Below are 12,136 nucleotides of genomic sequence, written 5' to 3' on the forward strand. Positions count from 1 at the left end.
CGTTCGTGACGTCCCGCGCCTGATGACCCTTACTGTGGCCGCACGGATTTGCCGCGTCATGAACGCGTTGTTAATCGGTTTTCCGCGAGACTGGACATGGTGTCATACCGCGTTGGATGCTTATTGCTTGGACATCACGATGGAAGGTGACGCGTCGGGAGGGAAGACAGCATCTTGGCGCAGGTCGTGACAACCGCCCATGTCTGTGCGTCGTCGATATCACAGCCGGATATGCGGCACAGTCTGTCAAGACGGCCGTACAGGGTCTGCCGGCGGATGCCGAGCAGATCCGCCGCGGCGCTTTTACTGGATGCGGCATCGAAGCAGGCGCACAGAGTGTCCATGAGCTGCTGGTCGTTCATCGCGGATTCCCCGAGACAACGGCGTGACATGGTCTGTACTCCGCGTCTCACGTCGTCCGAGAGCATCAGACACCGGAGGGCGTCTTCGTAATACGACCTCACGCAGCCATTGGACGTCCCGCGTTCCTCGATCGGTGGCATGGCCGCGAGCGCGCCGAATGCAGTCACCAGTGCCTCGGCGGAATCCACGAGGCGCACCACATCCACTTTCGCGCCGGATTCGGTTGCGCATCTTTCCATCACATCGTGGCATGAGCGCAGGAACCCAATCGGATCGGCCATCGCATCGCGTCCGCCGAGAAAACCGAGAAGCACGTCGCCATGCAACACTTCGCAGACGATGCACGCGTCGTCGGTTTCGAAATCGTCCAGTACGCGCAACACGGCGTCGAGCTGGCCGACGGGGGAGCGCAGCCGTACGGCGAAAGGGTAGAAGGCATACGATGCGTCCACTCCGAGAGCCGACAGGGCGGCCGCCGTGTCCCGTGTCTCGTCGGGCGTGGCCGCCAGGTCGTCTGCGGGGCCGGCCATGACGAGGTTGAGCAGGTTCACGCCCATGTCGGTGCCTCTCAATCCCGACAGGAGTGCGGCGGCCGACCGGCACACCTCCCGCGCCACCTCATCCGAGAGGGCACCCCGTGTATTGGAGATCTCGATCGTGCCCAGGCACATGCCGTCCGAATCCACTTCCAGTACCCGGGAGGAGCCGCCGTTCTTCGGTCCGGCTGGCGTGCATGACGCGACCAGGTCGCCCAGCGGGTCGAAAATGGCCACGTTCTCCCGGAAGACCCCCGACAATGCCGATGCCAGGGCCGAAGGGGTGCGCGCGCTCGCCAACGCCTCATGCAGTGCGGCCGACACGCTGTCCGCCTGCATGCGGACGCTGATCTCATCCTGCACAATGCGCGTATTGATGCGCTCGCAGATATTCACGAACGGCACACGGGCGAACAGCCCCACCACAATGAAACCACGTGCCTCGGCGTGCTCCAGCATGGATGACGGAACCTCAGTGACGCCCTGCACCAGCTCGATGACGAGCGCACTGACCCCCGCATCGCACAGATCGTCAATATACGTGGGCAGAGCCGTGTCGCCGCGCCGGCCTATCGCCTGCAGCGCGTTCCCCTCGATGACCAGCATCTCGCCGCCTGACAGGAACGTGGCGATATCCGCCCGTTCGTTCGTGTACACCCATCGCACGCGTTTGTCCAAGGCCTCGTCGTCGCCTGAGAGGATCTGTGCCCGCGCTGTGCGGAAAATGTCGTCGGACAGAGCATCGCGAACCATCATGACCATACAGAGTGTCCAATCGTCGTAACACGTTGCGCCATCGTGGCGTAACTGGGCGGAAAACCATTGCCCAGACACTACGTCATGTATGTTGCGTTTCGTCGCGCGGCGCCGGCACTCTGCCGTGCGGCCGCGGAACGCCGCAATCGTCGCGGACGGCCCGCGCCGCCGTAGAGCAAAAGCCCGGAGGAACCGGAGCGTAAGGAGGACAACCATGACACGAACCCTGTTCACCAACGCACATATCGCAACCGGGGAATCCGGCAGCACCGCCGCGCAGACGGCGTCGTTGCAGGACATCCTTGTCGAGGACGGACGCTTCGCCGCCATCGGGGAAGGGCTGGCAGCCAGCCTGCCCGCCCAGGGGTATGACACGACCGGGCTTGACGTCGTGGACCTTGGCGGCAAACTCGTGACCCCGCCTTTCTGCGACACCCATCTGCACCTAGATTACGTGTTCACCGCACGCAAGCCCGGAGCCGTCAACGAAAGCGGCACGCTGTTCGAAGGCATCCAGCGCTGGAGCGACACCAAGTCCGACCTCACCATCGATGACATCAAGACGCGCGCCCGCACCGCCATCGGCATGGAGCTGCGCCACGGCGTCCAGTTCATCCGCTCCCATGCCGATGTCACGGACCCCAATCTCACATCCCTCAAGGCACTCCTTGAGCTCAAGGAGGAGCTCAAGGATACGGTGACTATCCAGATCGTCTCGTTCCCGCAGGAAGGCATGTACTCGTACGTGGGGCCCCATGGCGAGAGCGGCGCCGACCTCGTGGAGGAAGGCCTGCGCATGGGCGCCGACTGCGTGGGCGGCATCCCGCATTTCGAACAGTGCCGCGAATTCGGCGAACGCTCCATGCACACGGTGGTCGAGCTGGCCTCGAAATACGATCGACTCATCGACGTGCACTGCGACGAAACCGACGATCCGAATTCACGCTACGTGGAGCTGCTCGCCGCGCTCGCGTACCGCGCCGGCATCGGCGAGCGCACCACCGCGAGCCACACATGCTCCCTCGGGTCCGCCGACAACGCGTACTTCTTCCACCTGACCAAGCTGCTCAAAGCCGCTCATGTGAACTTCGCCTGCGCGCCCACCGAGAACCTCTATCTGCAGGGCCGTCAGGACACCTTCCCCAAGCGCCGCGGCATCACGCGCGTCAAGGAGCTCACCGATGCGGGCATCAATGTTTCTCTGGGGCAGGACTCCATGCAGGATCCGTGGTATCCGCTGGGCAACGGCAATATGATGATCATCCTCGACTACGTGCTCCACGTGGCCCAGATGATGAGCTTCCCGGAGATCGACGACGCCATGAAGTTCCTCACCGTGAACGGTGCGACCACGCTCGGCATGCGCGATTCCTACGGTCTTGAGGCCGGCAGGCCGGCGAATTTCGTGGTGCTTGACGCTGACAGTGTGTTCGACGCCGTGTACCAGCGCTGCGACGTGCTGCGCTCCGTGCGTGAGGGGCGCACTCTCTTCACCGCCGCCACCACGGTGGAATCCTCCACCGATTTGCTGTGAGGTTGCCCGGGAACCGTGGGATGGGTATGGCGGGGAAACAGTGGGATGACTTGCGGACATTTTTCGACGATTTTTGGCCTTCAAGGCACGATTTCTGTCCGCAAGCCATCACATTGTTAGAAGGAAGCGGATCCCGCTTCCGCACGCCCGTCGAAATCGCCTTCGGCGGGTGCCGTCGCACCCGCTTAGCGCCATTTTGACCCCGAAACGCCCGCTCACGGCCCGAAATCGTCTTAGACGGGTGCCGTCGCACCCGTCTAACGGCATTTTGGCGGGGAAAATCGTCTGTTGGAACCCTAAAACCGCCTTAAACGGGTGTTCCCGCATCCGTCGAACGCCAAAATGGGCGGGACGCAGATGGGACGAGGCTAGAATAGATATATGTTGAGAGAAGAGAAAGCGTGCGGGACGCGCCAGATGTCCCATCGTTCCAGCATTTCCGCCCAACCGGCAGGCACCCGATCCGCCGCCGCCGTCCGGCCGATCCTGGCACGCGCGTGCGCCGTCATCGCCGCCTGCGCCATGCTCGCGGGCACCGCGGCCTGCGGCGGCACGTCCGGCGCCTCGCCGTCCAACACGGCATCGACGACCGAATCATCGTCAGCCAGCCCCAGCGCATCCGAGAGCAGCGCCTCATCCTCGTCCGACGAGACGGCGTCTGCTTCACAAAGCGCCTCGGCGAGCGCCGCCGCTGCATCGTCCACCTGCGCGGCATCCTCGCTGTCGGCCACGCTCACGCAGGGCGACGGCGGCGGTGCGGGCAGCTCCTACCCGTACCTCGTTCTCACGAACACGGGAAGCGCGGATTGCACGGTCTACGGCTATCCGGGCGTGTCGCTGCGCGCGGGAGGCCAGCAGATTGGCGCGGCTGCCGAGCGCGACGATTCGGTCACGCCCACCACGATCACGCTCAAGCCCGGCGACTCCGCGCACAGCCAGCTGCGCATCACGAACGCGGGCGCGTTCGACGAATCCGCGTGCGGGCCGACGCAGGCCGACGAGATCCTCGTGTACCCGCCGGACCAGACCGACTCGCTGCCAATCACGACCAGCGACTACACGGGCTGCTCGGTGGCCGACACGCCGATCATGACGGTGCGAGCGCTCGAACCCGGCGACGGGGCGCAGTGACCGCGCAGTGACGGAATTCCCAGCCCCACGGGGTAACCCATACGGATAATCTATATGGGTTACCCCGTGCTTTTGCCGACCCGTGCTGTTGCCGAGGGGACGAATGCCCAGGGGCGAAAGCTTGGTCGAAGGCTTTTCGAATGTTTCATTGATTTCTGGAAAGGAACACATGTCACAAGACCAAAACAAGGACGCAGCGCGCCGCCAGACCGCCGGCAACGCCGCGATGAACCACGACCTCGCGCCCGACGGCACCGAGAAGCACAGCACGAAGATAGGCATCGCCGTCATCGCTGCGCTTCTGGCGAACGTCATGGTCGCCGTCGTGAAGTTCGTGGTCTACATGATCACGCATTCGGCCTCGATGCTGTCGGAAAGCGTGCACAGCCTCGCGGACAGCGGCAACGAGCTCATGCTCATCATCGGCAACAAGCTCTCGCACCGTCCGCCGAGCCGCACGCATCCGCTCGGCTGGTCGCGCGCCCGGTACCTTGCGTCCTTCGTCGTCGCCGTGTCCCTGTTCGCCATCGGCGGCGTGTACTCCGCCAGCGAATCCATCGCGAAGATCCGCGCCGTGGCCACCGGCGGCCCCGAGGCGCACGCGGTGGACGCGCAAAAGATGGGCATCGTGCTCATCGTGACCCTTATCTGCGCCGCCATCGAGGGCTGGAGCCTGCACAACGGCATCAAGGAGGCCAAGGAACGCTTCCACGAGACGCATGACCCGGGCCGTTTCAGCCTCATCAAGTTCTGGAAGGGCACGAAGTCCAGCGACCTCGCCGTCGTGCTCGCCGAGGATTCCCTCGCGGTGATCGGCCTGGCGCTCGCCTTCCTCGGTACGCTCGCGGCCATCCTCACGGGCGACGAGATCTGGGACGCGATCGGCGGCACCAGCATCGGCGTCCTGCTGATCGTGGGCGCGCTGTTCCTCGGCTGGCAGGTGGCGTCGCTGCTGATCGGTGAAGGTGCGAGCGAGCACACCTACCGCATCATCAACGAGGTGCTGGCGGCGAACGAGGACGTCGAGCGCGTGCTCGCGGACCCGGCCGCGCTGCACCTGTCGGAGAAGCGCATCCTCGTGCTGCTCAAGGTGCAGTTCCGCAACGAGACGGAGCTCGACGACACCATCGCCATCAACCGTCTCGAGGAGCAGCTGCGTGCCGCGATTCCGTATTACACGCTCGACATCGTGGTGGAGCCCGATACGTATGACCCGGCGAAGGCCGCGAAGGTCGAGGACTGGGTGGACTGACGGCGCCGTGCGTGCGGTGCCGTCGGGGATGCCGTAGGGCATACGATGGCACCATACGATGAAAGGCCGGGAGGGGACCGTGACGCCCCTTCCCGGCCTTCTGCATATGAGCCGCATGCGCCTCGCAAGCGGTTATTTCACTCTGCAGTACCCGTCGCCGTCGCTTGTGAGCAGGCACGGGTATGGCAGCGATGCGGCGGAGCTGAGGTCCGTCCCGCCGAGGACGAGCATCCCGAGCGTGCTGAGCCTGTCCGATCCCAGCACGCTCACGGATGTCCCCTCGGGGTAGAAGGTCAGGTCCTGCGTGGTGTCGGTTCCCCATTCCGGCGTGTAATCCGCGGAACGCCCATAGGGCAGATACGGGGAGCCGGAAACCACCATGACACCGCCCTCGCCTCCGAAGGCATCCACCGACGCGTATCCCGTCGGCAGGCCGAGCGAGGCCTGGCTCGGGGCGAGGCGCGCCGTCGTGTTCCCGGAGGAATCGGTGCCCGTGACGTTCAGCGTATCCGTGGTGTCGCCGACGAGCCGGATGTCCCTGACCGTCATGCCGGTGTACAGGCCGTACGATTCGCCGCCTTCCCCGTTCCAGTCACTGGAATACCTGCGCACGGTGCCGTTCTGGGCGACGATGATTCCCCGGTACGCAGCACCGGCGCCGCCGGACGCCATATAGGAGCCGGCGAGCCTCGACATATCCTGTGACTGGTCGCCGCCCTGAGGCAGCGCGTCGGCCGAATCCATGGCGGGGTAGGAGTCGAGAAGGGACGGGGAGAAGGGATCCTCCACCAAGTAGTACACGGAGCTGTCGCTCGGAGCCGGCTTCATGCCCACGCGGTTTGGATTGCCGAGGAACTCCACGAAGGGGCTCTTGAAATACCACGCCACGGAGTCGGAGGAGCTCTGTGAGTAGTTCGACAGCGGGTCGCTCGTCGAGTCATACTGCGAGGAATCCCGGACAACGATATACGGCGTCGAATCGTCGGGCGCCTGCTCGCCCTTGGCCTGCTGGAGGGCGGCGGAATCGAAGTAGCCGGCATCCTCCACCGCCTGGATGTCCGCGCCGACCGGCACATACACGTACCAATCGTCGTTCATGTCGAAAGTGCCGGACGAGGGGCAGGAGGCGTCCAGCGATGGCGACGGAAAGAGCGGTGTGGTCATGTATGTGGTGAGGAACTTGTTCCGCCAGTCGTAATACGCGAGGTCCTTGTTCCACGTGCCGCGTCCGTTGCACGACACCGTCGACAGCTGGCGGTACTCGGTGATCTCGAACGCGCCGGTGTCACCGTAGACAAGGGGCTTGAGGTCGTCGCCGGTTCCGTACTGCTCCTCGCCCAGGCACGGGTAGTTCGTCTGCACGGAGGCGCAGACGAACAGCGCCGGCAGGTCGCTGCGCTGGTACGTCACGGCGTACTTTGCGTCGGTTCCGCTGTCGCTCAGATACCCGTGGTAATCCTCCATGCTGGAGAAGCGGTTGCCCAGCGTCTTGCAGTCCGAACCGTCCTTCTTGCAATACACGCCGTACGCGGCCTCCACGCCATCGATGCCGAAATACCCCGCCTTGTTGCTCAGCGTGGTCGGGTCGGTTTCCTCAGGCGTTTCGGAGAAGACGTTCGGGTCGGTGAACACATCCTTGGTACTCGACGAATCGACGCCGTAGAACAGGATCACGCTTTCGCTCGTCGGCACGTCGGCGGTGCCGAGCGCCGGGTACGAGGCCACCACCTTGCCCACGTTCGCCTTCGTGCTGAACTTCGCCTTGAGCGCCACCGTGTACCCGCGCGATTCGAGATCGGACTGCACGGTGCTCGGATCCTGCCCGTAGTAGTCCACGGGGATGCCCGAGCCCTGGGTGGTGGCGACAGCCACGGTGATGCCGGACTTCGCGTCCGTCACGGGCTGCCCGTCCGCCGGGTAGGTTCCGGCGATGACGCCGTCTGACAGCGTCACCGTCTGACCAGAGGCGGAGGATGCGTCGGAGGCGGAGCTGGAGGCGGTGGAGGCGCTCGCAGGAAGCGTGACCGACGCGCCGCTCGTGTACACGGCGCGGTAAGTGACCGGCACGTTCATATCCGTCAGGGTCTGTTCGCTGTCGGTGGCGTTGGTGCCGACGGTGCCGGAGGGCACGCCGGGGCCGAGGGACTCGACGATGCCGATGGTGTCTCCGCGGTGGATCACCTGCCCCTCCTTGACATTCGAGAAAGACAGGAACGCGCCTGCGCTTTTGCCCGAGTACTGCTGGCTGCGGCTGGTCTGGAAGCCCTCGGACCTGAGCTCGGCCTCCACTTGGTTGGCGGTCAGGGAGTCGACGGTGGCGCCTTGCTTGCCCGCCACCTGATCGAGGGTGGGGACCGGCGCCTTCTGCCACGGCAGGAGGCCGCGCGTGCCGAGGACGGCTGCGGTTCCGGCCAGGATGACGAGAAGGGCGACGATGACGGCCGCCACGATGCGCACGGTGTACCGACGATGCGGCTTCACGACGGTGGCGGCGGCAGCGGTCGGAGTGGTTGCCCCGGGCGCCGGGGCAGGTGCCCCGGGCGCCGGAGAGAACGCGGCGTGGGTGGGCGCGGCCTGTGGCATAAGGGTGCCGCAGTTCGTGCAGAATGTCAGATCGGGAGCGACTTTCTCCCCGCATTGCGGACAATACATGGATTTCCCCACTTCTCTCAGATGATGACGCCCCCAAACGGCCCCATCGTGTTCTCGATACGGCCTTATTCTACGAAGACGCCGCTACCGGAAGGCAGCGGCGTCAATGATGCGGGAACGGGGACGGCGGCAGGCCATGGTCAGACCGCCGTCGAACCACCGTGGAGTGAGCTCACCGTGCGGTGAACTGTGTGGTCAGCTCACCTTGTAATAGGCGTAGTTGAAGTAGTCGCCCCAATTGGTGTAGTCCTGGCTTGCCCCCTGGGGCGCCGGACGGACGAACGGCACGTTCTCCTTCGGCGTCGACATGGCCCCCAGCGAAGTCCAGTCGATGGCAGCGGGGTCGGGGCAGTAGAGGATCTGGTACGGCCACACCGTATTCGCATTGGAGCAATCGAAATTCGAATGGTCCACGCCGCTGCTCGTCTTGCACCCGCCGTAGGAATCGAGCCCCGAGAGATACAGCATGGTGCTGTTGCCGCTCATGTCCTGCCAGTCGTCGACGGTTGTCTTCAGCTGCTCGGTGCCGCGGTTGTCGTAGTCGTCGCTCAGCGTGATGTTGCCGGAGGCGTCAATCGTATAGCACGAACCGGGCGTCTGGGAATACTTGGCGCAGTAGGTTCCGGCGATGGGGGTGAAGTCTCCCGACCCCACGGCGGCCTTGACCTCGTCGGGCGTGTAGGTTTTCGGTGTTGCGCTCGGCGACGCGCTCGGTGAGGCGGACGATTCGCTGCTTGTCGCGGACGGCGACGGCTGCGCGGACTCGGACGGCTCCGAAGTGCTTTCGTCCGACGAGTTCAGATCGTCGATATCCGTCTCGGGGAAGGCGCCGAGGTTGTTCGGATCCACCGGGTTCTCGACGAGGTAGTAGGCGCTCTGGTCGGACGGGGCGGGCTTGACCGTGAGACGGGACGAGTTGCCGAGGAACGGGACGAACGGACCCTGCTTGTATTCGTCGAGGTTCGTCACGTCCGCCATGTGGATCTTCGTTTCGTCGTACAGGCTCGGGTCGCGCGCGACGAGATACGGCGTATCGGCGTTCGGGTCGCCCTGCGAGGCCGCCTCGTTCATGGCGTCGGCATCGAAGTAGCCGGCTTTCGCCACCGAGGCGATATCCGCTCCGACGGGCACGTAGACATACCACACGTCATCCATCTGGTAGGAGGGGTTGTCCGCCGGAATCTGGGACTGGGAGGAGGAATAGGTCTGGAGCTTGTCATCGACGCAGCGGGTCACGGTGTCGCCGGGGCCCGACCCTCCGATCTGCGTATCCCAGTCCGTTTCGCATGTGGCGTCGCGGAGCTGGCGGTCCGTCGTCAGCTCGAAGGTGCCGGTCGATCCATAGATGAGGTCCTGGGCCTGGTAGGAATATGTGCTGGTGATTGTCTGCCACTCGTCCTTGGTGCTCGGCAGGCATGATGCCTGCGCTCCGAAGCATGTCTGGAGCGCGGTGCTGGCGCCCGTGGTGCTGCTGGACTTGGGCGCCTGGCTGGAGTACAGCTCGCAGTAGGAGCCGCTGCAGTCCTTGCTGAGGGTGATGCAGTTGCCGTCCTTGCGGCAGTACGTGCCTTGTGCGGCTTCCGGACCGTCGCTGGCCCCCGTGGTGGGCTGGTAGATGTTGGTGAAGACGTCGTGCGTGCTGGACGAGTCGACGCCGTAGTACAGCGTGACCTTGGCTCCGGTGGCGGCCGCGGTTCCCAGCGCGGGGTCGCTGGCGACGACCTTGCCCACGTTCGCCTTCGTGGAGAACTTGGCCTTGCGCGTCACCGTGTAGCCGCGGGACTCGAGGTCGGCCTGCACGGCGTCGGGGTCCTGGCCGTAGTAGTCGATGGGGATGCCGGTGTCGCTCTGCGTGGCGACGGCCACCGTGATGCCCTTGTCGGTGTCGGTGACGGGCTGGCCGTCGGCCGGGTACGTGGCGACGACGGTACCCGGGGTCGCGGCGGACGAGCTGGTGGAACCTGCGTCCGTGCCGGTGGAACCGGAGTCCGTGCCGGCGGGGCTGAAGGACGAGCCGGGAACGCTGGTGACGACGGCCTTGTAGGTGACGGGCACGTTCATGTCGGCCAGCGCCTGCTTGCTGTCCGTGGCCTGGGTGCCGACGGTGCCCTGGGGTACGCCGGGGCCGAGGGATTCGATGATGTCGATGAGGGATCCGTGCTTGAGCTGCTGGCCCTCGGACACGTTGGAGAACGCGAGGAACGCCCCGGCGCTCTTGCCGGAGTACTGCTGGCTGCGGCTGGTCTGGAAGCCCTCGGACTTGAGCTCCTGTTCCACCTGATCCGCGGTCAGGGAGTCGACGGAGGTGCCCTGCTTGCTGGCGAGCTGGTCGAGGGTGGGGACGGGGATGCTTTGCCACGGCAGCATGCGATGCATGCCCAGGAACGTGGCGGTGCCGGCCACAAGCACGAGAACGACCACGACGATAGCGGCCACAATGCGCTTGGTGTGTCGACGATGCGGCTGCGCGACGGCGGTTGCCATGGTTGCCGCGGCGGGTGTGGCTGGTGCGCTGGACGTAGCGGATGCCACGCTGGGCATCTCGGCGTCGGCAGCCGGCGGTTGCGCCACGGTGCTCGTAGGCGTCGGTGTGGTGGACGCCGGTGCTGTGGGTGACGGCGATGTGGACGCCGGCGCTGGCATCGGCGCTGCGTTTGCTGCGGGCGCCGCCTGCGACACCGGTGCGCCGCAGTTCGTGCAGAATTTCAGCTCCGGGGCGATTGGCTCCCCGCATTGCGGACAATTCATGGATATCCCTGCTTCTCTCAGATGATGAAGCCTGAAAACGGCCCCATCGTGTTCTCGGTTCGGCCTTATTCTACGAAGACGCCGCTACCAAGCGGCAGCGGCGTCAACATGCGAAACGGCGAATGCTTATTCTGTTCCTATTTCTCTACTCTTGGTAGGAAATCGAATCAGAAGCGATGGCGGCGTTCTTTTCAAGATGTCCGCTGTCATCTACGATTTCGGATATCGTGTGGCATTCGAGGGATGGATAGGAATCCAGATTGGTCATCTGTTCTTGCGTACAGATGGGATATTCGGTTACGGTTCGCCCTGCCAGCCAGACTTGTACGTTTCCCAAGGAGGGCAGGGGGTTGGTTCCCATTGTGCTTTCCCCTGTCGCAGTGGGAGTGAGTGTCAGGTTGTAGGTGTGGTCGTCCACGGCGCTGATGGAAGTTATCGAGCCTGAATATGTGGTGTAGTCCGCACACGTGGCCGATCGTTCCGTGTAGGTGCCATCGCTGTTCAGCTTCACCGTGTGCATTGGATAGCACCCGACCATGGCATCCCCTGCGGTTAGCGTGTGGGGAACGATGAATTGACGGTAATCTCCCGCAACGGCGTTCAATGCGGCTTGGCGTTCGGCAGCCTCCTGCTGTTGGCGTGCGGCTTCCTCGGCGGCCGCTTGGTCGGCTTGTTGCTGGTAGGAGCTCTTGGAGTCCGGGACGCTTGGGTTTTCAATCTGGTTGTCGGGGATCTGCGGGAAGGAGGCGAGGTTGTTCGGGTCCGTCGGGTTTTCGACGAGGTAGTAGGTGCTCTGGGCGGAGGGTGCGGGCTTGACGGCGTAGCGGGCATGGTTCCCCAGGAACGCGATGCTCGGGTTGACGTTGGTCGTCATGTCCACCGACGCCAGGTCCGGGAACACGTCGTGCTTGTACTGTCGGCGCTGCTGGTCGGTGTACAGGCCCGGGTCGCGCGCGATCAGATACGGCGTGCCGGAGTCCGGCTCGCCCTGCGAGGCGGCCTGGCTCATGGCGTCGGCGTCGAAATACCCCATGTCCTCCACGGCCTTGATGTCCGCGCCGACCGGCACGTACACATACCACGCGTCATCCATCTGGTAACCCGGGTCATCGAGTGAACTGTCAACACCAGGGTCTTGGCGAATCTGCCCGTCCACGCAGACCT

7 protein-coding genes and 1 pseudogene are annotated in these 12,136 nt (G+C 64.4%); 4 read left to right on the plus strand and 4 right to left on the minus strand.

Annotated elements, in window-relative coordinates:
• Positions 1–134: 134 nt before the first annotated feature.
• A complete protein-coding gene (locus PSRA_RS09260; protein WP_158216380.1) occupies positions 135–1,661 on the minus strand; it encodes a PucR family transcriptional regulator in 1,527 nt (508 codons plus the stop codon).
• Between the two features lie 208 nt (positions 1,662–1,869).
• On the opposite strand from PSRA_RS09260, the gene PSRA_RS08410 reads away from it, so the two are divergent.
• The 3 genes from PSRA_RS08410 (at position 1,870) to PSRA_RS08420 (ending at position 5,572) form a co-directional block, all read left to right on the plus strand.
• Entirely contained in the window at positions 1,870–3,189 is a 1,320-nt protein-coding gene (locus PSRA_RS08410) for an amidohydrolase family protein (RefSeq protein WP_094661452.1), read from the plus strand.
• Positions 3,190–3,606: 417 nt separating this feature from the next.
• A complete protein-coding gene (locus PSRA_RS08415) occupies positions 3,607–4,320 on the plus strand; it encodes a DUF4232 domain-containing protein (protein ID WP_094661453.1) in 714 nt (237 codons plus the stop codon).
• 169 nt (positions 4,321–4,489) lie between these two features.
• Positions 4,490–5,572, plus strand: a complete 1,083-nt coding sequence (locus PSRA_RS08420; RefSeq protein ID WP_158216381.1) for a cation diffusion facilitator family transporter — start codon at positions 4,490–4,492, stop codon at positions 5,570–5,572.
• Positions 5,573–5,704: 132 nt separating this feature from the next.
• Here PSRA_RS08420 and PSRA_RS08425 read toward each other — a convergent pair whose 3' ends face one another.
• Positions 5,705–8,224, minus strand: a complete 2,520-nt coding sequence (locus PSRA_RS08425; RefSeq protein WP_143516443.1) for a zinc ribbon domain-containing protein — start codon at positions 8,222–8,224, stop codon at positions 5,705–5,707.
• Between the two features lie 195 nt (positions 8,225–8,419).
• On the minus strand, positions 8,420–10,708 hold the full coding sequence (locus PSRA_RS08430) for a PASTA domain-containing protein (protein WP_158216382.1): 2,289 nt from the start codon (positions 10,706–10,708) through the stop codon (positions 8,420–8,422).
• Between PSRA_RS08430 and PSRA_RS09830 the strand changes: the two genes are divergently transcribed.
• The gene (locus tag PSRA_RS09830; RefSeq protein ID WP_158216383.1) at positions 10,707–10,997 is read left to right on the plus strand and encodes a hypothetical protein; all 291 of its coding nucleotides are present in this window, start codon (positions 10,707–10,709) and stop codon (positions 10,995–10,997) included. The genes PSRA_RS08430 and PSRA_RS09830 overlap by 2 nt on opposite strands.
• A gap of 120 nt (positions 10,998–11,117) precedes the next feature.
• Here PSRA_RS09830 and PSRA_RS09415 read toward each other — a convergent pair.
• A pseudogene (locus PSRA_RS09415) lies at positions 11,118–12,136 on the minus strand (hypothetical protein); the annotation flags it as partial.

Origin of the sequence: Pseudoscardovia radai, from assembly GCF_002259605.1 — a bacterium.
Lineage (GTDB): Bacteria > Actinomycetota > Actinomycetes > Actinomycetales > Bifidobacteriaceae > Pseudoscardovia > Pseudoscardovia radai.